We start from the raw sequence: 22,720 nt of genomic DNA, 5'->3' as shown, positions 1-22,720 counted from the left end.
CCTTGCAGGCATTCCACCTTGGAGCTATCCTGAGCGAGTCCGTACATCGTGCGCATCAGTCGCCGGTGCTTCATTTGGGCAATCGCTCCAGCAGGCTCCTTGCGAGAGGCTCGCGACACGAGTCTCGAATTCGGGGTTGTCGCTGGAATGATCAATCCCACCTTTGTGAACCGGTGGCGCAGACCTGGTGGTAGTTTTGCCGCCGGTCCGGCGGGGCAGGCGATACGGCATCCGGGCTCGGTGATCGAGCTTCGGGACGAAACCCTCGAATAAGCACACGGCAATCGAGGGAAGGAAAGGATCTCCGTGACAGATACGGACCTGCTCGCGACACCCGAGGTGGAAGCCAATGGACGTACCCCGGGCGCGCGCGAAAGTGATTCCGGACAGATTTCGAAGATGAGCGAACAAACCGACGTCGCACAGGGGCTGACTGGAATGTTGTTGCCGCAGTTGCGCGCACTCGCCGGAGAGCTCGGTATCCGAGGCACCTCCGGTATGCGCAAGGGCGATCTCATCGCCGCCATCAAGGAAAATCAAGCCGGTACTACTACGAAACTCTCGCGCGGTCGAACCGCGCCGGCGGGGGAGGCCAAGCCGGAGAAGTCGCAGGAGGCCGAACAGGCCCCGCAGGCCCCGGCCCAGGAGCAGCCCAAGGCGGCCCAGGAACGGCCCAAGGCCGCGCGGGCCGAACAGCAGACCCTGGACGGCATGACCGACCAGCCTGCTGAGCAGGCCAAGGCGGATTCGCCTGCGCGCCCGGCCGATTCGGGTGAGGAGGGTGGCCGGGACGCCGCCCGTGCCCGCGGCCGCCAGCGTCGTGGTCGTGACCAGCGTTCGGGCGCTTCGGAATCGAAGGCCGAGACCAACGGAACCGAGGCGAATGCGGAGGCGAAGGTGGAGGCGAAGGTAGAGACCAAGTCCGAAGCCAAGTCCGAGGCGAAATCCGAGGAGTCCGGCGAGCGCCGCCGCGACCGCAATCAGCAGAACGGCAATCAGGCCCAGAACAACCAGGGCAACCAGAACCGCAACGGCGCCGATCGCGGCGACCGCGACCGCGACCGCGCTGATCGCGCCGGTGACGACGAGGACGGCCGCGGCCGCCGGGGTCGTCGGTTCCGTGAGCGTCGTCGGGGGCGGGACCGCGAGGGCGCCGAGACCGGTGGCGGTCCGACCCGCGAGGTCGAGATCCGCGAGGACGACGTCCTGCAGCCGGTCGCCGGAATCCTGGATGTGCTGGACAACTACGCGTTCGTCCGCACCTCCGGCTACCTGGCCGGCCCGAACGACGTGTATGTCTCGATGAATCTGGTCCGCAAGAACGGCCTGCGCCGTGGTGACGCCATCACCGGTGCGGTCCGCGCGCCCCGCGAGGGCGATCAGGCCAATCAGCGGCAGAAGTTCGATCCGCTGGTGCGCCTGGACACGGTCAACGGTGCGGATGTCGAGGCCGCGCGTCGTCGCCCCGAGTTCAACAAGCTCACCCCGCTGTATCCCAACCAGCGGCTGCGCCTGGAGACCACGCCGAACAAGCTGACCACCCGCATCATCGACCTGATCATGCCGGTCGGCAAGGGGCAGCGCGCCCTGATCGTGTCTCCGCCCAAGGCTGGTAAGACCACGATCCTGCAGGACATGGCGAACGCGATCGCGACCAACAACCCCGAGGTCTACCTCATGGTCGTGCTGGTCGATGAGCGTCCGGAAGAGGTCACCGACATGCAGCGCACAGTGCGCGGCGAGGTGATCGCCTCCACGTTCGACCGTCCGCCGAGCGATCACACCTCGGTCGCCGAGCTCGCCATCGAGCGCGCCAAGCGCCTGGTGGAACAGGGCCAGGACGTCGTGGTGCTGCTGGACTCGATCACCCGTCTGGGCCGCGCGTACAACAACTCGTCGCCGGCCTCCGGTCGCATCCTGTCCGGTGGTATCGACTCGACAGCGCTGTACCCGCCCAAGCGGTTCCTCGGCGCGGCGCGCAACATCGAGAACGGCGGCTCGCTGACCATCGTCGCCACCGCCATGGTGGAGACGGGGTCCACCGGTGACACGGTCATCTTCGAGGAGTTCAAGGGCACCGGCAACGCCGAGCTCAAGCTGGACCGCAAGATCGCCGAGCGCCGGGTGTTCCCCGCGGTCGACGTCAACCCGTCCAGCACACGGCGTGACGATCTGCTGATGGCGCCCGACGAGGCCGCGGTCGTGCACAAGCTGCGGCGCGTGCTGTCCGGCCTGGACTCGCACCAGGCGATCGACCTGCTGATGGACCGGTTGAAGAAGACGAAGAACAACATGGAGTTCCTGCTCCAGGTCTCCAAGACCGCTCCGGGCGCGATCGACGACTGAGAGCTCCCCCGCTATTGCGCGGCGGCCCCGCTTCTGCGGGGCCGCCGCGCTGGCTTGTTGTGGGGGCGAAGAACACCGCGCCGATGGTCGCCGCGCCCAGGACGAGCACGCCCAGGATCACGGCGGTGGCGGCGGTGACCCCGTTGATCGGGACGGTCCTCGCGGTGAACTGATACGGCTCGTCGGTGGTGACGGTCGCCGACGCGGCGGCCGCGGCGGCGCTGCGGTCCGACGGCGCGGCGCACCAGCCGATCGCGATCAGTGCGAGCAGCGCGACCAGTACCGCCGCCGCCAGCCGTTCCGCGCGCCAACCCCCCGGCAGGACGCGGATCGAGCGATGAGATGCCCGGATGCCGGGCGACCGCGACCCCCGAGCCCCCCGCGCGGTGTGCTGATTCACGGCTTCCCTCCTGTGCGGATCGCTATCCGTTCCCTCGTAAGTCGACACTCTACGAACGAAAATGTTCGTATTCGCGAGTAGCCGACTACCCGTCTTCAGCCTGGCTCGAGACCTTCGAATATGCGTGCCCGTACTTTCTGGGGGTGACATCGAGAGAGGGGTCGAATGCCTGGTGGGGGGCGGAATAAAGGAGTGGGGGCAGGGCGCTTATACTGGTGCGCTGGCAACCATGCCTAGTCGGTTCCGGTTCACGTCCCCGCTCGGCGAGGGCGACCCGGCGACCATCGAAAGGACACCCATGAAGGCATCAATCCACCCCGCATACGTGGACACGACCGTCGTCTGCGGTTGCGGTAACACCTTCCAGACTCGCAGCACCAAGGAGTCGGGCCACATCACCGTTGAGGTCTGCTCCCAGTGCCACCCGTTCTACACGGGCAAGCAGAAGATTCTGGACACCGGCGGCCGCGTCGCCCGCTTCGAGGCTCGCTACGGCAAGCGTGCGAAGAAGGCCGACGCCCAGTAGCTGCTCACCCGACGCCCGTCCTGCCCGTTCGCAGGGCGGGCGTCGGTGCGTTCTGCGGCAACTATCCAGACTTTTCCCGAGGAGCACGCGATGGCCGACTTGACGGCCCCGAACGCGATCGACGACATCCTGGCCGAGCACGCCGGGCTGGAACTGCAGCTGTCCGATCCGGCGCTGCACAACAGCCCCGGCGAGGCCCGGCGCGTCGGCAAGCGGTTCGCCGAGCTCGCTCCGATCATGTCCACCTACGCCAAGCTGAAGTCCGCGCGCGAGGACCTGTCGGCCGCGCGCGAGCTGGCCGCCGACGACTCGTCCTTCGCCGCCGAGGTGCCCGGGCTGGAACAGCAGGTCGAGGAGCTGGAGAAGGCCCTGACCGACCTGCTCGCCCCGCGCGATCCGCACGACGCCGACGATGTGGTGCTCGAGGTGAAATCCGGCGAGGGCGGCGAGGAATCGGCGCTGTTCGCCTCGGATCTGGCCCGCATGTACATCCGCTATGCCGAGCGGCACGGCTGGAAGGTCGAGGTGCTCGGTGTCACCTACTCCGACCTCGACGGTTACAAGGAGGCCACCTTCTCCATCCGGAGCAAGGAGGCCGCCCGCGACGGCGTGTGGTCGCGGCTGAAGTTCGAGGGCGGCGTGCACCGGGTGCAGCGCGTTCCGGTCACCGAATCGCAGGGTCGCATCCACACCTCCGCCGCCGGCGTGCTGGTCTATCCGGAGCCCGACGAGGTGGCCGAGGTCGAGATCGACGAGAAGGACCTGCGCATCGACGTCTACCGTTCGTCCGGTAAGGGCGGCCAGGGCGTCAACACGACCGACTCGGCCGTGCGCATCACCCACCTGCCCACCGGCCTGGTCGTGACCTGCCAGAACGAACGGTCCCAGCTACAGAACAAGATCCGCGCCAAGCAGGTCCTCGCCGCACGCCTGCAGGCCCTGGCCGAGGAGCAGGCCGACCAGGACGCCGCGGCAGGGCGTGCCTCGCAGATCCGCACGGTGGACCGCTCCGAACGCATCCGGACCTACAACTTCCCGGAAAATCGCATCGCCGACCACCGCATCGGCTTCAAGGCCCACAATCTGGATTCGGTACTGGACGGCGATCTGGACGCACTCCTGGATGCCCTCGGCGAGGCCGATCGCGCGGCCCGGCTTTCCGCGGAGTAAATCACCCGCCGGGCCGGTGGCAGGTGTGAGCGTGTCAGGGCCGGGGTAGCCTCCGGGACAGGCAGGAATCGGCACCGTGACGGGTACCCCGACGTAATGAGGTTGTCTGATCATGACTGATGCGACTGTCGGAGTGAGTCGATCACCCCTGCGTCCCGCCATCGTCCGAGCCGCCGAACAACTCGAGGTCGCCGGTGTGCACAGTCCGCACACCGATGCCGAATTTCTGGCAGCGCACGTGCTCGGTGTGGAGCGCTCCCGGCTGGCGCTGACGCCCATGGTGACCGCCGAGCAGCTCGCCGAGCTTCGGACCTTGGTCGATCGGCGTGCGGAACGTGTTCCGCTGCAACATCTCACGGGTGTCGCGGCCATGGGTGAGATAGATCTGGCGGTCGGCCCAGGGGTTTTCGTGCCCCGCCCCGAGACGGAACTGCTGTTCGCCTGGGCCTTGGCGCAATTGGAGGCCGTCGGCCACGAGCATCGCCCGATCGTCGTGGATCTGTGCACCGGTTCCGGCGCCCTCGCGCTGGCGATCGCCCACGCCCGCCCCGATATCGAGGTGCACGCGGTCGAAATAGATTCCGCCGCACTCCAGTGGGCGCAGCGCAACGCCGACAACCAGGCCGCGCAAGGCGATACGCCGATAATCCTGCACAACGGCGACGTCACCGCCCCCGACATCCTGTCGAATCTCGACGGCCGAGTCGACGTCCTGGTCGCCAACCCGCCCTACATCCCCGAATCGGCCGACCTCGACCCCGAAGTAGCGGACCACGATCCCCACCTGTCCCTGTTCGGCGGCCGCGACGGCCTCTCGGTGATCCGCCCCATGATCCCCACCGTCACCCGCCTGCTGCGCGCCGACGGTCTGGTCGCCATCGAGCACGACGACACCAACGGTTCCCAGGTGGCCGCCCTCCTGGGTGCCACGGACGCCTTCGACGCGATCGTCGAACACCCCGACCTGGCGGGTAAGCCCCGCTTCGTAGCCGCCCGCCGCACCGTCTGATCCGGCCCGCGCACCTTCGAGTGTGCTGTGGTTCGGACAATTAGCTCTGTTTCCGATGGAAATACCTCTGACTCGGAGGTATCGTCCGAGTGTGGAGACGACGCGCGAGACCGCGGTCGCTGATCCTGCCTTCGATACGGAGCTGGTCAGTGGGCTGTTCGGAGCGTTCGGAAGGTTCCGGCGACAGGTTCGGCGGCTGGCGGGACGGTCGTTCGATCGCGCCGCGATCAGTGATTCGCAGGCGGAGTTTCTTCGGTTGGTCGGGCGCAGTCCCGGGATCTCGGTGAAGGCCGTCGCCGCCGAGATGGGGTTGGCGCCCAACAGCGTGTCGACCTTCGTCAGCGCGCTGGTCAAGGCGGATCTGCTGGTGCGTGAACAGGATCCGGACGATCGCCGGGTGATCCGGTTGACGCTGCCCGCACAGGTGCAGCGGTCGGTCGACGAGGTCCGCCAACGTCGGCACGAGGTTGTCCGGGGCGCACTCGGCGAACTGTCGGCCCAGGAACGCGACGAGTTGATCCGCGGTGTGGCCGCGATCGACAAACTCATAGGCCTGCTGTACGAGCGCGAGCAGCACGTGCAGCGGTAGAACCGGTCGTCGGTCGGTCAACGGCGACCGCCGACTTCCGGCGCACGAGAATACGGAAACGCCGCGATGGCCGGAACCCACGGCATCGGGCACGAGTGAGACAGGGGAGGGCGATGACGACGAAATCCGTTGAGCCACCCGATGACATCCCCGCCGTCGAATGTCGCGGCCTGACCCACCGCTACGGCGAGCACACCGTGGTCGATGATCTGGACCTGCGCATCGATCGCGGCGAGGTATTCGGACTGCTCGGCCCCAACGGCGCGGGCAAGACCACGACCATCCGTCTGCTGACCACGCTCATGCCGGTTCAGCAGGGGCAGGTCAGCATCCTGGGCTGGCAGGTCGGCAAGCACAACACCGATATCCGCTACAACCTCGGCTACGTCCCGCAGCAGCTGTCCATCGAGGGCGCGCTGACCGGACGGCAGAATGTCACCTGGTTCGCGCGGCTGTTCGACGTGCCGCGCCGCGACCGTGCCGAGCGGGTCGAGCAGATGCTGGATGCGATGGATCTGCTCGACGTGGCCGACCGCCTGGCGTCCGGATACTCCGGCGGCATGGTGCGCCGCCTCGAACTCGCACAGGCCCTGGTGAACCGGCCGGCCCTGCTGATCCTCGACGAGCCCACCGTGGGGCTGGACCCGATCGCGCGCGACAGCGTCTGGGACCGGGTGCGTGAATTGCGTCACCGATTCGGCACGACCGTCCTGCTCACCACGCACTACATGGCCGAGGCCGACGTGCTGTGCGACCGCATCGCCATGCTGCACAAGGGCCTGCTGCGCGCGGTCGGATCACCGGCCGAGCTGAAGGCCACGCTCGGGCCCGAGGCATCGCTCGAGGACGTGTTCCGCCACCACGCGGGCGCGGGGCTGGACGAGGAAACGAATACGGAGGGAGGGCTGCGCAGTGTCCGAAGCACACGTAGAACCGCTCAGCGAGCCGGCTGAACCTACTCGCCCCACCGACTTCCCACCCCTGCGCCACTCACCGCGCGGCCTGGCCCGGGCGGCGGCGCTGAGCTCGCGGATCGGCACCTTCGTACTGATCGAGGTGCAGAAGTTACGGCACGACCTCACCGAACTGCTCACCCGTGCGGTGCAGCCGGTGCTGTGGATGGTGATCTTCGGCAACACCTTCTCCCGGATCCGGGCCATCCCCACCGGACACGTGCCGTACCTGGACTTCCTGGCCCCGGGCATCATCGCGCAGTCCGCGCTGTTCATCTCGATCTTCTACGGCATCCATCTGATCTGGGACCGCGACGCGGGCATCCTCAACAAACTGATGGTCACCCCGACCCCGCGCTCGGCGCTGATCACCGGCAAATGCTTCGCCGCCGGTGCGCGCTCGGTCGCGCAGGTGGTGATCGTGCTGGTGCTCGCGCTGGTCATGGGCGTGCACATGACGTGGAACCCGCTGAAGCTGCTGGGCGCGGTGGTCGTGGTGGTGCTGGGCGCGTCGTTCTTCTCCTGCCTGTCGATGACCATCGCCGGTGTGGTCGCCCAGCGCGACCGGCTCATGGGCATCGGCCAGGCGATCACCATGCCCCTGTTCTTCGCCTCCAACGCGCTGTACCCGATCGCCCTGATGCCCGGCTGGCTGCGCGCCATCAGCCACATCAATCCGCTCAGCTACGAGGTCGACGCCCTGCGCGGTCTGTTGATCAACTCCGCGGACAATCTTCCCCTGGACTTCGGCGTGCTGGTCGTGGCCGCGGTTCTCGGAATCGCCTGTGCCTCGGCCCTGCTCGGTCGCCTGGTGCGATGAGCAGAGAACCGGCCTCCCGCTGCAATCTCCTCGCCAGAAAGTCTGGAAACCGTCGAATCCCAACACAAAATGCAGCGGGAGGCCGGTTCTCAGCGTGCTCATGACGGATTCTCGGCCGCAGACCCCGTATGTGATCCCGTGGCCGACTCCCGCCACATCCTTCTCAGAGACAACACCTAAACTCACCCGGGTGAGTACCGTCTACGACTGCTCCGATCCCGACTCGCGTGCCGCCGGCCTTACCGCCGCGCGTACCGCGCTGAAATCCGGGCGGCTGGCCGTCATCCCGACCGACACCGTGTACGGCATCGCCGCCGACGCCTTCGATTCGGCGGCCGTCGGCGCGCTGCTGGCGGCCAAACGCCGCGGTCGAGATATGCCGGTACAGGTGCTGGTCGGCTCGTGGAGCACGATCGACGGTCTGGTGTTCTCGATGCCGCAGGGCGCCCGCGATCTGATCCGGGCGTTCTGGCCGGGCGGGCTGAGTCTGGTTGTGCGGCAGGCGCCCTCGCTGGCCTGGGATCTCGGCGATACCCGCGGCACGGTGATGTTGCGCATGCCGCTGCACCCGGTGACGCTGGAACTGCTGCGCGAAGTGGGCCCGATCGCGGCGTCCAGCGCGAACGTCTCGGGGCAGCCGGCCGCCACGACCGCCGCGGACGCCCGTATCCAGCTCGGTGAGCAGGTGAGCGTGTACCTGGACGGCGGCCCGGCAGACCACGGCATCGCCTCGACGATCATCGATCTGACCGCGGACACCCCGCGCATCCTGCGCGAGGGTGCGATCACCGCCGCGCAGGTGGCGCAGGTGCTGGGCATCGCGCCCGATCAGCTGGCGTCCCAGGCCGCACGGTGATGCGGTGCGCCCGGCGGACCCGCAGGAGGAAGCTTGCGTAACCACGTGGGGTCCTCGGAAGCGCCGCAGATGGATACGGCCTGGTAGATGATCTTCAGCCAGGGCGCGGTCGTCCCACTGCGCGAGCTACTGCTTGTGCTGCTCGTCGCGGCGGTGGTGACACTGCTGTCCACCGGGGGAATTCGAATCCTCGCGATCAAGTTCGGCGCCGTCGCCGTGCCGCGCGCGCGTGATGTGCACACCAAGCCGATTCCCCGGATGGGCGGCGTCGGCATCTTTCTGGGCGTGGTGGCCGCGGTGCTGTTCGCCCATCAGTTGCCCGCGCTGCGCCGGGGCTTCGATTATCCGCGCGACATCCCCGCGGTGATGGTGGCGGGCACGCTCATCGTGCTGGTCGGCATCATCGACGACCGCTGGGGCATGGACGCGCTCACCAAATTCGTCGGGCAGATCACCGCGGCCGGGGTGATGGCGGTGATGGGGCTGAGCTGGGTCGCGATCTACAACCCGTTCACCAACACCACCGTGGTGCTGGACCAGCTGTACGGCGGTCTGGTGACGGGCCTGATCACGGTCACCATGATCAACGCCTGGAACTTCGTCGACGGCTTGGACGGTCTGGCGGCCGGGCTGGGCGTGATCGCCTCGATGGCGGTCTTCGTCTTCGCCGTCGGACTGCTCTACCAGCAGGGCGGCACCACGGACGGCTATCCGCCCGCGCTGCTCGCCGCCGCGCTCGCGGGCGGCTGTCTGGGATTTCTGCCACATAATTTCCAGCCCGCGCGAATATTCATGGGCGATTCCGGATCGATGTTGATCGGGCTGATGCTCGCGGCGGTATCCACCGGTGCGTCCGGGCGAATTCCGCTGACCGGATACGGCGCCCGCGACATCGTCGCCTTGCTTTCGCCATTGTTGCTGGTGGGCGCGGTGATGTTCGTTCCGGTGCTGGATCTGGTGCTCGCCATCATTCGCCGCACGCGTGCGGGTGTGAGCTTCTCCACACCGGACAAAATGCATCTGCATCACCGGTTGCTGCGGATCGGGCATTCGCAGCGCCGCGTCGTGATGACGATTTATCTGTGGGTCGGCGTGCTCGCGTTCGCGGCGGTCGGCTCGTCGCTGATCGATCGCCGCCTGGTGGTGCTGCTGCTCGCCGCCGGACTGGTATTCGCGCTGGTGGTGACCCTGGTGCCGTCGTTGCGGGAGGCCGTGGGCCTGCGCCGGGGCGGCGCCAAGCGAGACGACGAGGATCCGGCCCCGACGGAGGACCTTTCGCTTCCCACGCAGGATCGGGCACCGGACGGGCCCGTGGCGAGCGGGGAGTAGGCTCTGCCGACGTGACGACACCGCAGACCGACCACGACGCGCCCCTGCGCGCGGCGCTGCGTTACGGCGTCGGCGGATTGATCGTGCTGGTGATCGTTTCGGCCGTGGTCGGTTCGATCGTCGCGGGGCTGCCCGGTCTGTGGGGTGCGCTGATCGGCTCGGCAATCGGCGGGTTCTTCATACTGACCACAGCCGCTTTGGTGCTGTTCAGCGCGAAATTGGAATCCGGTATTCAGGGCATGACGATGCTCGCCAGCTGGATTGGCAAACTCCTGGTTGTCCTGATCGTGATCGCCGTGCTGAAACAGTTCGATTTCTACAGTCGCGGCACGTTGTTCCTCACCGTGGTCGCCGCGCTGCTGATCGTGCTGGGCGCGGAGACCTATGGGGCGTTACGCCCGCGAGTGCCGATCATGGCCACCCCCGATGAGCAGCCAGAACAAGATCAATAAAATCTTTCACCGGACCCCCTACGCGTTGTCGTAGATTGCTTGGTAAACTCTTTACCGTAAGCATCCGAACAGTGGGGGCGATCGCTTCGATCCACTCACCGCAGGATATGCTTACAGCCGTGTCAGGCTTCCGGGCCTGGCTCTGCACCGTCGACGATGTCGCCGACGTACAGACGCCTCGAGCGGGGATTACCCGCCTCAGCCGCTGACGAACCTCGAGCCGACCTGAGTCGACCACCAGATCGTCAATGTCCGAACCGTGGATGAAACTCGTCCACGGCCCGAACACGGGAGAGAACGCTGAGCGTCACAACTCTGGCGGGCGAGTTTCACGCACCGTCACTGAACGACTTCTTCCCGCATGCTGTGCTGTTCGCGGGGACGCCTTTCGAGCTCAACCGTTTGATGCTGGTGCGTATCGTCATGGCGGCAGTATTGATTGCTGTGATGTTGCTCGCATTTCGAAGCCCGCGGCTCGTACCGCGCGGTCTGCAGAACGTCGCCGAATACGGACTGGTGTTCGTGCGCGAACAGATCTGCTTCGAAGTCCTGGGCAAAAAGACGGGCCGGAAGTATTTCCCGCTGATCGCGACGATCTTCTTCACGGTGCTGTTCCTGAACTTCTCCAGCGTGATCCCGTTCCTGAACGTCTCCTCGAACGCGCGAATCGGTATGCCGCTGGTGCTGGCGATTGTCGCGTATGTCGCCTTCAACTACATCGGCATCAAGAAGTACGGCTTCTGGAAGTACATGCGCTCGTCCATCGTGGTACCCGATGTGCCCTGGGCCATGCACTTTCTCCTGATTCCGATCGAGTTCATCTCGACCTTCATCCTGCGCCCGTTCACGCTGACCGTGCGACTGATGGCCAATATGCTGGCCGGACACGTCATGTTGGTGCTGTTCTTCGCCGCCACGCAGTTCTTCCTGTTCGATGGCGCCGCATGGATGAAGGGTTTGTCCCCGTTCTCGCTGGCCGGTGGATTCGCCTTCACGCTCTTCGAGCTGTTGGTGATCTTCCTGCAGGCGTATGTCTTCGCGCTGCTGACAGCCGTGTACATCGGCCTGGCGCAGCACGCCGACTCGCATTGACCGACACGTGACCGCACACAGCGCACGCAAGCTGCACAAGAACTGCCCCGCACGCTCCCGGCGGGCGGGCAACAGAAAGGGATAGATAACTCATGAGCCTCTCCTACGTGGCTGCCGAGTTAGCCCAGACCAGCGACAAGGTCAAGGGCTACGGCGCCATCGGTTACGGTCTGGCCGCGATCGGCCCGGGTATCGGCGTCGGCATTGTCGTCGGTAAGGCGATCGAGGGCATCGCTCGCCAGCCCGAGCTGCAGGGCACCATCCGGACCAACATGTTCCTGGGCATCGCGTTCACCGAGGCGCTGGCCCTGATCGGTCTCGTCGCCGGCTTCATCTTCTGATTGCCATGAACGGGATGTTTTTGCTCGCGGACGCAGGGTCGATCAGTCGGCTCGCCGAGGGTTCGGATCCGAACCCTCTGCTCCCCGAGTCGTACGACATTTTCTGGTCGGCGATTGTCTTCATCGTCGTCGGCTTCGTCTTCTTCAAGTACGTCGTCCCGCGTCTGACCAAGGTGCTGGACGAGCGCTCGGACAAGATCGAGGGCGGTCTGGAGAAGGCCGAGCAAGCTCAGGTTCAGGCGCAGGCAACGCTGGAGCGATACCAGCAGCAGTTGTCCGACGCTCGGCTCGAGGCGGCGCGCATCCGGGAAGAGGCGCGCGGCCAGGGCCAGCAGATTCTCGCGCAACTGCGCGCGGAGGCGCAGGCCGAAGCGGACCGCATCGTATCCGCAGGGCATGCTCAGCTCGAGGCTCAGCGGCAGCAGATCGTGACCGAGCTTCGTTCGGAACTCGGCCACACGGCGGTCGACCTTGCTGAGAAGATCATCGGGCAGTCCGTGGCCGATGAGGCCAAGCAGGCTGCCTCCATCGACCGGTTCCTTGCAGAATTGAACGTGCAAGCCGGTATCGGGGTCGGAAGGTAACGACACAAAGTGGGAAGCATGTACGCAGCGAGCCGTGAGGCGAATTCCCGTGCTCGGGAAGCTCTTTCGGCCGCTCTCACCGGGAGTGAAACCGTCGCGGCGACGACTGGCTCCGAATTGTTCGCCGTAGTCGACGTGCTCGACGATCAGCGTTCGCTGCGTGTAGCGCTCGCGGATAAGTCGGTGGCCAGTTCGGCGCGTGCCGAACTGGCCGAACGCGTCTTCGGCGGCAAGATCAGCGCGGCCACGCAGGCCGTGCTGACCACGGCCGTCGCACAGGACTGGTCCCGTACCAGGGATCTGGTCGAGACGCTCGTGCTGCTCGGCCGGGAGGCGCTGTTGCGCTCCGCGGCCGACAGCGGGCGCATCGACGCGGTCGAGGACGAGCTGTTCCGGCTCGGCCGGATCGTCGAGGACAATCCGGATCTCGAGCAGGCCCTGGCCGACCGCGGCAAGTCGGCGCAGGCCAAGCGTGAGCTGGTCGCGCGCCTGCTCACCGGCAAGGTCGAGGAGATCACCCTGCAGCTGACCGAGCAGGCGGTCAGCCGTTCACACGGCGATGTGGGTGTCATCTTCGATGAACTGTCCGATTTGGCCGCGTCTCTGCGCAAGCAGATCGTCGCGCACGTGCGGGCGGCCACCGACCTGACGCAGCAGCAGCGTGAGCAATTGGCGGCCTCGCTGCAGCGCATCTACGACAAGCCGATCACGGTGCACGTGCAGGTCGACCCAAGCCTTCTGGCCGGCGTCGTCGTACACGTCGGCGACGACGTGATCGACGGCAGTGCTGTGGGACGGCTACAGCGCCTGCGCCGGACGCTCCTGTAAGGCGATCCGGTGTAAATACGGCCACCCCACCCGACATTCGAGACCACACAGCGAGAGCAGGAAGAACATGGCGGAGCTGACGATCTCCCCCGATGAGATCCGTAGCGCGATCGAGAGCTACACCCAGGCCTACACCCCCGAGACCTCCATCGAGGAGATCGGCACGGTCACCGACACCGGCGACGGTATCGCCCACGTCAGTGGCCTGCCTTCGGCGATGGCCAACGAGCTGCTCGAATTCCCGGGTGGTGTGCTGGGCGTAGCGCTGAACCTGGAGGATACCGAGATCGGTGCGGTCATCCTCGGTGAGTTCGACTCCATCGAAGAGGGCCAGACGGTCCGGCGCACCGGCGACGTGCTTTCGGTGCCGGTCGGCGACAAGTTCCTGGGCCGCGTCATCGACCCGCTCGGCCAGCCGATCGACGGCCTGGGCGAGATCGAGGCCGACGAGCGCCGCGTCCTGGAGTTGCAGGCCGCCACGGTGCTCGAGCGCCAGCCGGTCGGTGAGCCGATGGCCACCGGCATCACCGCGATCGACGCGCTGACCGCCATCGGCCGCGGCCAGCGCCAGCTGATCATCGGCGACCGCAAGACCGGTAAGACCGCGGTCTGCATCGACGCCATCCTGAACCAGAAGGCCAACTGGACCTCGGGCGATCCGAGCAAGCAGATGCGCTGCATCTACGTCGCGATCGGCCAGAAGGGCTCCACCATCGCCGGCGTGAAGTCCGCGCTCGAGGCGCACGGCGCGATGGAGTACACCACCATCGTCGCGGCGCCCGCGTCCGACTCGGCCGGCTTCAAATGGCTTGCGCCGTACACCGGTTCGGCCCTGGGCCAGCACTGGATGTACCAGGGCAAGCACGTGCTGATCGTGTTCGACGACCTGTCCAAGCAGGCCGAGGCGTACCGCTCGATCTCGCTGCTGCTGCGCCGCCCGCCGGGCCGCGAGGCGTACCCGGGCGACGTGTTCTACCTGCACTCGCGCCTGCTGGAGCGCTGCGCCAAGCTGTCCGACGAGATGGGCGCGGGCTCGATGACGGGTCTGCCGATCATCGAGACCAAGGCCGGTGACATCTCGGCGTTCATCCCGACCAACGTCATCTCCATCACCGACGGCCAGGTCTTCCTCGAATCCGACCTGTTCAACAAGGGTGTGCGCCCGGCGATCAACGTCGGTACCTCCGTCTCCCGTGTCGGTGGCGCCGCGCAGACCAAGGGTATGAAGGCCGTGGCCGGTTCGCTGCGCCTCGAGCTGGCCCAGTACCGCGAGCTGGAGGCGTTCTCCGCCTTCGCCTCCGACCTGGACGCCGCCTCGCTGGCACAGCTCGAGCGCGGCGCCCGCTGGGTCGAGCTGCTCAAGCAGGACCAGTACACGCCGGTCTCGGTCGAGGACCAGATCGTGTCGATCTTCCTCGTCGACGCCGGCTACTTCGACACCGTGCCGGTCGCCGACGTGCGCCGGTTCAACGTCGAACTGCTGGAGAACCTGCACCGCACCGCGGCCGCCGCGTTCACCGCGATCGCGGGCGGCAAGAAGCTCGAGGGCGAGTCGGCCGACCTGGTCAAGACCGAGACCGACAACTTCAAGAAGAGCTTCATCGCCTCCGACGGCAGCCGCGTGGTGAACGAGGCCGCCGCGGGCGAACTCGCTCACGAAGAGGTCGAATCCGTTGCCGTGCACCGCAAGCACGTCGAGAAGTAAGGCCTGACCTATGGCCAGTATTCGCGAATTGCGCTCCCGCATCCGAAGCGTGAGCTCGATCAAGAAGATCACCAAGGCCCAGGAGCTGATCGCGACCTCGCGGATCAGCAAGGCGCAGGCCCGGGTCGCCGCCGCGAAGCCGTATGCGGAGGAGATCACCAAGGTGCTCGGCGAACTCGCCGGCGCCTCGCAGAATCTCTCGCATCCGCTGCTGACCGAGCGGGCCGATTCGAGCCGCGCCGCGATCCTGGTGATCACCAGCGACCGCGGTATGTGCGGCGGCTACAACTCCAACGTGCTCAAGCGCGCCGAGGAGCTCATGACGACGCTGCGCTCCGAGGGCAAGGAGCCGGTGGTCTACGTGATGGGTGGTAAGGGCCTGACCTACTACACCTTCCGCAACCGCCGGCCGTTGGGATCGTGGACCGGCTTCTCACAGCAGCCGCACTACACCGACGCGTCGTCCGCGTGCAACCACCTGGTGGAGGCCTTCATGGCCGGCTCACAGCAGCAGGTGCCCGCGCCGAGCGGCGAGGGAACGATCCCGGGCGTCGACGAACTGCACATCGTCTACACCCGGTTCGTCTCGATGCTGTCGCAGGTCCCCGAGGTGCGGCGCCTGGCGCCGATCCACGTGGACTACATCGAGGAGAACTACGAGCTCGGCGAGGACATGCTGTCCGATTCGCCGACCGCGCAGATCAACTCGTTGTACGAGTTCGAGCCCGATGCGGACAAGCTGCTCGGCGCACTGCTGCCGAAGTACATCAACACCCGCATCTACTCGTCGTTGCTCGAGGCCGCGGCCTCGGAGTCGGCCGCGCGCCGTACAGCGATGAAGGCGGCCACCGACAACGCCAACGAACTGGTCAACAACCTGACCCGGCAGGCGAACTCGGCTCGGCAGGCCATGATTACGCAGGAAATCAGCGAAATCGTCGGCGGCGCGAACGCGCTGGCAACGGCGTCGGACCGCGGCTAGTAGCCACTGCCCACCCCTTAAGAAGGAAACAATGACCGCAGCTGTTACCCGAGAGAACAAAAGCCGGGCGGGCGCTGGCACAGGCCGCGTCGCCCGAGTCATCGGCCCCGTGGTGGACGTGGAGTTTCCGCGCGGGTCCATTCCCGAGCTCTACAACGCCCTGCACGCCAAGGTCGAACTGCCCTCGGTGGCAAAGACGCTGACCCTCGAGGTCGCACAGCACCTGGGCGACAACATCGTTCGCACCATCTCGATGCAGCCCACCGACGGCCTGGTCCGCGGCGTGGCTGTCGAGGACACCGGCAAGCCGATCTCGGTGCCGGTCGGTGACGTCGTCAAGGGTCACGTCTTCAACGCCCTGGGCGATTGCCTGGACGCCCCGGGCACGGGTCGCGACGGCGAGCAGTGGGGCATCCACCGCCAGCCGCCGCCGTTCGACCAGCTCGAGGGCAAGACCGAGATCCTGGAGACGGGCATCAAGGTCATCGACCTGCTGACCCCGTACGTCAAGGGCGGCAAGATCGGCCTGTTCGGTGGCGCCGGTGTCGGCAAGACCGTGCTGATCCAGGAGATGATCACCCGTATCGCGCGTGAGTTCTCCGGCACCTCGGTGTTCGCGGGCGTCGGTGAGCGCACTCGTGAGGGCACCGACCTGCACCTGGAAATGGAAGAGATGGGCGTCCTTCCGGATACCGCCCTCGTCTTCGGCCAGATGGACGAGCCGCCGGGCACCCGTATGCGCGTGGCTCTTTCGGCGCTGACCATGGCGGAGTACTTCCGCGATGTGCAGAACCAGGACGTGTTGCTGTTCATCGACAACATCTTCCGGTTCACCCAGGCCGGTTCCGAGGTGTCGACCCTGCTGGGCCGCATGCCCTCGGCCGTCGGCTACCAGCCGACCCTGGCCGACGAGATGGGCCAGCTGCAGGAGCGCATCACCTCGACGCGCGGTCGCTCGATCACCTCGATGCAGGCGATCTACGTGCCCGCCGACGATTACACCGACCCGGCGCCGGCGACCACCTTCGCGCACCTCGACGCGACCACCGAGCTCTCGCGTCCGATCTCGCAGAAGGGTATCTACCCGGCCGTCGACCCGCTGACCTCGACCTCCCGCATCCTGGAGGCGTCGATCCTGGGCGATCGGCACTTCGCGGTGGCCAACGAGGTCAAGCGAATCCTGCAGAAGTACAAGGAACTTCAGGACATCATCGCGATTCTGGGTATGGACGAGCTGTCCGAAGAGGACAAGGTCCTCGTCGGTCGCGCCCGTCGCCTGGAGAAGTTCCTGGGTCAGAACTTCATCGTCGCCGAGAAGTTCACCGGTCAGGTGGGTTCGGTCGTGCCGCTGGAGCAGACGATCGACGACTTCGAGCGTGTCTGCAAGGGCGAGTTCGACCACTTCCCCGAGCAGGCGTTCAACTCCTGCGGTGGCCTGGACGACGTCGAGGCGGCCGCGAAGAAGATCGCCGGGAAGTAGTCCACCATGGCCGATATGTCAGTCGATATGGTCTCGATCGAGCGCCGTTTGTGGTCGGGCCAGGCGAGTTTCGTCAGCGCGACGACCACCGAGGGCCAGATCGGTATCCTGCACGGCCATGAGCCGGTGCTGGGCCAGCTGGTCGAGGGCGGCGTGGTGACCATCGTCGGTACCGACGGTGAGCGCATCGTCGCCGCGGTGAACGGCGGGTTCTTCTCGGTGACCGGAGCGACCGTGCGAATTCTCGCGGAGACAGCGGATTTCGCAAGCGATGTGGATGTCGACGCGGCCCGCGCGGTGCTGGCCGATCCGAATGCGTCCGAACTCGACAAGCACGCCGCCGAGGGGCGCTTGAAGGCGGTGGAGCAGAGCTCCACGCTCTGAGGCATCGCCGGCGCTTCGCGGCGCCAACCCGATGCAGCAAACCGTGTGGCGGTTCCGGATTCGTCCGGAACCGCCACACGGTTTTTTTCGTGTGCGACTGTGCGTTTCATGGTTCGGCGAATTACCTGCTGCGACACCGGTGGGCCTCGTTGGCCGGATCGTGATCTTCAGGTACTTTCTCAGCAGCAATACTTCAGCGTCACCCAATCGCCCAACTAGTTGGCGCCGCGATGTCACTCCTCCTGTGATTATCGCCATCTCGCCATGAAGATGAGGATGCGTGGAGTGAATGAGCAAGTCTTCGGCAAGTGATACTTCCTGGTTCATGCGTATTGCTGTGGGTGTGAGCGCGGTTGTCGCGGCGATCGGACTGTGGTCCCCGGGAGCCGCCCGGGCCGATAGCTTCATACCGCTGCACAATGGGTTCAAGCAGGGGCCCGGGGTACGGATCAGCAGTATCCATGAGCACGCGATCATTTCGCCGTCGATGGCGGCTAACGGTGCGGGCCGGGCCGCATGGGTCAGCGGGGACGTCACCGTGGATATCGATACTCCGAACGGTGTGGTCGGGCCCAATAACGGCGCGCAGAACAATGCGGGTACCGACGATTCGTCGACGCACGGCGCATCCAGCCTGATCGTCGGATATCTGGTCGGCTGCCAGGTGGCGCTGGGAACGTTCGGACCGTCTTTCGGTTTGACGTTGTCCCAGTCGCCGACGGCGGTCCTGGGGATGTCGATTCCGATCAGTCCCGGTCAGGTCAAGTGGTACCAGATCGACAATAAGGACATGACGAAGTCGGGCCGGTATTACATGAATTACCAGGACGTCACGATGGATGTGCAGGGGTGCGGCGGTTACGCGGAGGCCCGGCAGTTCGACGTGGTCGAGGTAGTCGGCCCCGACTATCACAAGGTCACTCTTTACGGCCAGCCGTTCACTCTCGGCTGATGCCGTCGGCACTCCTCGGGAAGGAAACGCATGATCCGCAGTAATCCTGTGCGACATCTTGTGCGGTACCGGCGCCTGATCGGTGTGGCGGCGGCGATGACTATCGGACTGGGACTGTTCTCACCCGGCGCGGCGAACGCCGACACATTCATTCCGTTGTCGGATGGTGTGGTGAACCGCACGCTCGGCGACGGCACCGTCGTCCATCTGCGAATCGTGAACGAGTCGGCCAGGATCAGCCCGTCGATGGGTTCTACGCCGTTCCACCGCAACGTGTGGACGACAGGGCGAGCGATCGTCGATGTCACCGGCCCCGGCGCGGCCACTGCCGGTATCCAGATGAACCCCGGATATGTGGTCGGTTGTCAGGTGACCTTCGGCGGGGCGACCACGGGCGAGCAGGACAGCGAGACGGTGACGCCGGGTGCGACGAATCCTGTCGGGGTTCCTTCGCTCGGCACCACCGAGACGCTCGTCCTGAGTCCCGGTCAGGCGGTGGCGCGCTATCTGCTCGACATCGAGCAGCCCGACGACTACGGCCAGGAGCAGCACAAGACCCATCCCACGGTGAACGGTCCGCATGCGAGTGTCAGCTGGCAGGACGAGACCTTCTCCGTCGACGGGTGCGCCGGGTACGCGCAGGCCAGGGCCTTCACATATGTCGACGTGTCCACCGCCGCCGGTGAGAGCATCACCACGGTGTGGGGTCAGCCGTTCAGCATGGGCTGAACCCCATCGAGTCGCGTGGCGGCGGGTTGTCCGGTTCCGGGCGGCCCGCTGTCCGGGTCTTTCGTAGTGCGCTGAATTATCCTGCACACCTGTATATTTGAAGGAGTTTGCGCAGGCGGGCGTGGTTGCGGGCGATGCGGTCCGGGACAGGGGTGTACCGGGCGACCCCGCGCCGGGAGCGGTTTGTAGACTCGCCCCCACGGTGACGTTGTACGGGATGGCACGGCACCAGCGACGAACAGGGGCTACACCGAAGGGACGGACGTCGATTGCGGACCGGAATGGTGTTGCTGATCATTCTGGTGTTGCTGCTTGTCGGTCTGGGACTGGCCTCGCTGTACCGGCTGGTGATGTTGCGACGCGGCGGCACGGCGGCGATTCTGCGTGTGCTCCCGGCCAAGGGCGGTCAGGGTTGGCGGCACGGATTGATCCGCTACCGCGAGAACCAGCTGGTCTTCTACAAGCTGACCAGCCTGAAATTCGGCGCGGATTCCACGATTCGCCGGCTCGGCATCGAGGTGGTGGATCGACGCGGCCCGGTCGGCGACGAGTACGACATCATGACCGACGACATCGTCGTGATCACGGTGTCCGACGGTGACGGCAGTTACGAGCTAGCCCTGGACCGCGGCTCGCTGGCGGCTTTTCTGTCCTGGGTGGAGTCCCGGCCCTCCGAACGCGTCCGTCGGCGCCCGGCATAAAAGTTAGGCTGCTCGTGTGAGTGTGCATCTGACGCGTATCTACACGCGGACCGGCGACGACGGCACCACCGGATTGAGCGATTTCTCCCGGGTGGCCAAGAACGATCCACGGCTGGTCGCGTACGCCGACTGCGACGAGGCGAACGCCGCGATCGGTGTCGCAATTGCGCTAGGGCAGCCCGACGCGGCGTTACGCGAGGTACTTCGGCAGGTCCAGAACGATCTGTTCGACGCGGGCGCGGATCTGTCGACTCCCGTTGTCCCCGAACCCAAATATCCGCCATTGCGCGTCACCCAGCCGTATATCGATCGGCTGGAGCGCTGGTGTGACGAGTTCAATACCGGACTGGCGCCCCTGAATTCCTTCATTCTCCCAGGCGGGACGCCATTGGCAGCGTTGCTGCATACGGCACGCACGGTGGTCCGCCGGGCCGAGCGAGCGGCCTGGGCGGCCGTCGACGCTCATCCCGAGGACATCAGCGTCCTTCCGGCGAAATATCTGAATCGGCTGTCGGATCTGCTGTTCATACTCGGCCGGGTGGCCAATCCCGACGGCGACATTCTGTGGCGTCCCGGTGCCACCGCAAATGCACACGCGGAAGGAGAGGCCACCACAGATGGTCCTGACCGTTAGGCTGACGTCCGTGAGTGAGCGCAGCGAAGAGCCGAGCGGTAGCGAGGTGCAGTTGTGACGGGTGGTGAGCGTTTTCTGGTCACCGGGGGCAGCAGGCTCGTCGGTGAGGTCGCGGTGGGTGGCGCGAAGAACAGCGTCCTGAAGCTGATGGCCGCCGCGTTGCTGGCCGAGGGCACCACGACGATCACGAACTGCCCCGACATTCTCGATGTGCCGCTGATGGCCGAGGTGTTGCGCGGGTTGGGCTGCGACGTGACGGTCAACGGGTCCGTCGTCGCCATCACCACGCCCCCGGAGCCGAAGTACCACGCGGACTTTCCCGCGGTGACCCAGTTCCGTGCCTCGGTCTGCGTGCTCGGTCCGCTGATGGCGCGGTGTCGCCGGGCCGTGGTGGCTCTGCCGGGTGGCGACGCGATCGGCTCACGTCCGCTCGATATGCATCAGGCAGGTCTGCGGTTGCTCGGTGCGACCAGCGAGATCGAGCACGGTTGCGTGGTCGCGCGGGCCGACGAGCTGCAGGGCGCACGGATCCGCCTCGACTTTCCGTCCGTCGGCGCCACCGAGAACATCCTGATGGCCGCGGTGCTCGCGGAGGGCGAGACGGTGATCGACAACGCCGCGCGCGAGCCGGACATCGTCGACCTGTGCACAATGCTGGCCCGGATGGGGGCGCAGATCCACGGCGCGGGTACCTCGGTGCTGACCATCGAGGGCGTGCGCAAGCTCTCGCCCACCACCCATCAGGTGATCGGCGATCGAATCGTCGCCGCCACCTGGGGAATCGCCGCCGCGATGACGCTCGGGGACGTACGGGTCAACGGGATCAACCCCAAACACCTGTCGCTGGTGCTGGACAAGCTCCGATCGGCGGGTGCGCGAATCTCGTTCGAGCCGGAGGGTTTTCGAGTCGTGCAGCCCGAGCGGCCGCGCGCGGTGAACTTCTCCACACTGCCGTTTCCCGGTTTTCCGACCGACCTGCAGCCGATGGCGATCGGGCTGGCGGCGATCGCCGATGGCACCTCGATGATCACCGAGAACGTGTTCGAGGCCCGGTTCCGGTTCGTGGAGGAGATGATCCGGCTGGGCGCCGACGCCCGGACCGACGGGCATCACGCGGTGGTGCGCGGTATTCCGCGGTTGTCGAGTGCGCCGGTGTGGTCGTCGGATATTCGGGCCGGCGCCGGCCTGGTGCTTGCCGGTCTGGTGGCCGACGGGGTGACCGAGGTGCACGACGTCTTCCATATCGATCGGGGTTATCCGAACTTCGTGGAGAATCTGCGTGGATTGGGTGCGGAGATCGAGCGTGTCGGGCCACGGCCCTGACCAGGCGATTTGACATGATTCGGGGCGGCACGTAACTTAATCCAAGTCAGAGCGACACGGACACCGACCCGGAGCCGAAAGGCCCGGGAAACGAGGATGTACGAGGAGCGCCTGGCGATCGCACTAGATCAGCCAAGATCACGGATTTGGTTCCATGTACTTGACTGAGCTAAGCTGTAAAAGTTGCCCAGCTGATCGAGCCGGTTCACTCCGGGGAGGTTACTGGTGCGTGTGTTCTTTGAGAACTCAATAGTGTGTCGATGAATGTCAGTGCCAAATGTTTTATTTGGTTCCGGCGCTTACACCCCCGTGTGGGTGTCGGACATTTTTGTCAGCAAATACTTTTTGTTGGCGTTTGATTTTGCCAAGGTTTTCGGACTCTGGTTAATTCTTCCGATAAGCCCCTTGTGGGGTTTGTTGAGAGTCTTCAACGGAGAGTTTGATCCTGGCTCAGGACGAACGCTGGCGGCGTGCTTAACACATGCAAGTCGAGCGGTAAGGCCCTTCGGGGTACACGAGCGGCGAACGGGTGAGT

General features: G+C 65.8%; 24 protein-coding genes and 1 rRNA gene. All 25 read left to right on the top strand.

Going from position 1 to position 22,720, the window contains the following annotated elements; all coding sequences use genetic code 11:
• Positions 1-306: 306 nt before the first annotated feature.
• Positions 307-2,346 (top strand): transcription termination factor Rho, encoded by a 2,040-nt coding sequence (gene rho / locus JZ791_RS24100; RefSeq protein WP_216897482.1) that lies wholly within the window; start codon positions 307-309, stop codon positions 2,344-2,346.
• A 185-nt stretch (positions 2,347-2,531) separates the two neighbouring features.
• Positions 2,532-2,687: a hypothetical protein gene (locus JZ791_RS24095; protein ID WP_216897481.1), complete on the top strand. Its 156-nt coding sequence runs from the start codon at positions 2,532-2,534 to the stop codon at positions 2,685-2,687.
• 357 nt (positions 2,688-3,044) lie between these two features.
• Entirely contained in the window at positions 3,045-3,272 is a 228-nt protein-coding gene (gene rpmE / locus JZ791_RS24090; protein WP_216897480.1) for a 50S ribosomal protein L31, read from the top strand.
• Between the two features lie 90 nt (positions 3,273-3,362).
• Positions 3,363-4,442: a peptide chain release factor 1 gene (gene prfA, locus JZ791_RS24085; protein WP_216897479.1), complete on the top strand. Its 1,080-nt coding sequence runs from the start codon at positions 3,363-3,365 to the stop codon at positions 4,440-4,442.
• 133 nt (positions 4,443-4,575) lie between these two features.
• Positions 4,576-5,451, top strand: coding sequence for a peptide chain release factor N(5)-glutamine methyltransferase (gene prmC / locus JZ791_RS24080; RefSeq protein WP_216897500.1), 876 nt, complete (start codon positions 4,576-4,578; stop codon positions 5,449-5,451).
• A gap of 91 nt (positions 5,452-5,542) precedes the next feature.
• Positions 5,543-6,040, top strand: coding sequence for a MarR family winged helix-turn-helix transcriptional regulator (locus JZ791_RS24075; protein WP_308163061.1), 498 nt, complete (start codon positions 5,543-5,545; stop codon positions 6,038-6,040).
• Positions 6,041-6,153: 113 nt separating this feature from the next.
• Positions 6,154-6,993, top strand: a complete 840-nt coding sequence (locus JZ791_RS24070) for an ABC transporter ATP-binding protein (protein ID WP_216897477.1) — start codon at positions 6,154-6,156, stop codon at positions 6,991-6,993.
• A 28-nt stretch (positions 6,994-7,021) separates the two neighbouring features.
• Complete coding sequence (locus tag JZ791_RS24065) at positions 7,022-7,813, top strand: ABC transporter permease (RefSeq protein ID WP_254206224.1); 792 nt, start codon at positions 7,022-7,024, stop codon at positions 7,811-7,813.
• Positions 7,814-8,003: 190 nt separating this feature from the next.
• Positions 8,004-8,669, top strand: a complete 666-nt coding sequence (locus JZ791_RS24060) for an L-threonylcarbamoyladenylate synthase (RefSeq protein ID WP_216897475.1) — start codon at positions 8,004-8,006, stop codon at positions 8,667-8,669.
• 87 nt (positions 8,670-8,756) lie between these two features.
• Positions 8,757-9,998, top strand: coding sequence for an MraY family glycosyltransferase (locus JZ791_RS24055; RefSeq protein ID WP_216897474.1), 1,242 nt, complete (start codon positions 8,757-8,759; stop codon positions 9,996-9,998).
• 11 nt (positions 9,999-10,009) lie between these two features.
• Positions 10,010-10,450: a Cg1360 family ATP-synthase-associated protein gene (locus tag JZ791_RS24050; protein WP_216897473.1), complete on the top strand. Its 441-nt coding sequence runs from the start codon at positions 10,010-10,012 to the stop codon at positions 10,448-10,450.
• A 315-nt stretch (positions 10,451-10,765) separates the two neighbouring features.
• Entirely contained in the window at positions 10,766-11,542 is a 777-nt protein-coding gene (gene atpB, locus JZ791_RS24045) for a F0F1 ATP synthase subunit A (RefSeq protein ID WP_216897499.1), read from the top strand.
• A gap of 92 nt (positions 11,543-11,634) precedes the next feature.
• Entirely contained in the window at positions 11,635-11,883 is a 249-nt protein-coding gene (locus tag JZ791_RS24040) for an ATP synthase F0 subunit C (protein WP_216897472.1), read from the top strand.
• 5 nt (positions 11,884-11,888) lie between these two features.
• Positions 11,889-12,467, top strand: a complete 579-nt coding sequence (locus JZ791_RS24035; RefSeq protein ID WP_216897471.1) for a F0F1 ATP synthase subunit B — start codon at positions 11,889-11,891, stop codon at positions 12,465-12,467.
• Positions 12,468-12,485: 18 nt separating this feature from the next.
• Complete coding sequence (locus tag JZ791_RS24030) at positions 12,486-13,295, top strand: F0F1 ATP synthase subunit delta (RefSeq protein WP_216897470.1); 810 nt, start codon at positions 12,486-12,488, stop codon at positions 13,293-13,295.
• 67 nt (positions 13,296-13,362) lie between these two features.
• Complete coding sequence (gene atpA, locus JZ791_RS24025) at positions 13,363-15,000, top strand: F0F1 ATP synthase subunit alpha (protein ID WP_216897469.1); 1,638 nt, start codon at positions 13,363-13,365, stop codon at positions 14,998-15,000.
• A 10-nt stretch (positions 15,001-15,010) separates the two neighbouring features.
• A complete protein-coding gene (locus tag JZ791_RS24020) occupies positions 15,011-15,982 on the top strand; it encodes a F0F1 ATP synthase subunit gamma (protein ID WP_216897468.1) in 972 nt (323 codons plus the stop codon).
• Positions 15,983-16,013: 31 nt separating this feature from the next.
• The gene (gene atpD, locus JZ791_RS24015; protein ID WP_216897467.1) at positions 16,014-17,462 is read left to right on the top strand and encodes a F0F1 ATP synthase subunit beta; all 1,449 of its coding nucleotides are present in this window, start codon (positions 16,014-16,016) and stop codon (positions 17,460-17,462) included.
• Positions 17,463-17,468: 6 nt separating this feature from the next.
• A complete protein-coding gene (locus JZ791_RS24010; RefSeq protein ID WP_216897466.1) occupies positions 17,469-17,846 on the top strand; it encodes a F0F1 ATP synthase subunit epsilon in 378 nt (125 codons plus the stop codon).
• 325 nt (positions 17,847-18,171) lie between these two features.
• A complete protein-coding gene (locus JZ791_RS24005; RefSeq protein WP_254206213.1) occupies positions 18,172-18,798 on the top strand; it encodes an MspA family porin in 627 nt (208 codons plus the stop codon).
• 96 nt (positions 18,799-18,894) lie between these two features.
• Positions 18,895-19,527, top strand: a complete 633-nt coding sequence (locus JZ791_RS24000) for an MspA family porin (protein WP_254206212.1) — start codon at positions 18,895-18,897, stop codon at positions 19,525-19,527.
• A 281-nt stretch (positions 19,528-19,808) separates the two neighbouring features.
• Complete coding sequence (locus tag JZ791_RS23995) at positions 19,809-20,228, top strand: DUF2550 domain-containing protein (protein ID WP_216897463.1); 420 nt, start codon at positions 19,809-19,811, stop codon at positions 20,226-20,228.
• 16 nt (positions 20,229-20,244) lie between these two features.
• Entirely contained in the window at positions 20,245-20,862 is a 618-nt protein-coding gene (locus tag JZ791_RS23990) for a cob(I)yrinic acid a,c-diamide adenosyltransferase (protein WP_216897462.1), read from the top strand.
• Between the two features lie 54 nt (positions 20,863-20,916).
• Positions 20,917-22,185, top strand: a complete 1,269-nt coding sequence (gene murA / locus JZ791_RS23985; protein WP_216897461.1) for a UDP-N-acetylglucosamine 1-carboxyvinyltransferase — start codon at positions 20,917-20,919, stop codon at positions 22,183-22,185.
• Between the two features lie 427 nt (positions 22,186-22,612).
• Positions 22,613-22,720 (top strand): 16S ribosomal RNA (locus tag JZ791_RS23980); the annotation flags it as partial.

The sequence above is a fragment of the Nocardia alni genome, from assembly GCF_019038435.1.
In the GTDB taxonomy this organism is placed as follows: domain Bacteria; phylum Actinomycetota; class Actinomycetes; order Mycobacteriales; family Mycobacteriaceae; genus Nocardia; species Nocardia alni.
The sequence above is the reverse complement of the archived record's forward strand: the minus strand, read 5'-3'. Positions and strand labels throughout refer to the sequence as shown.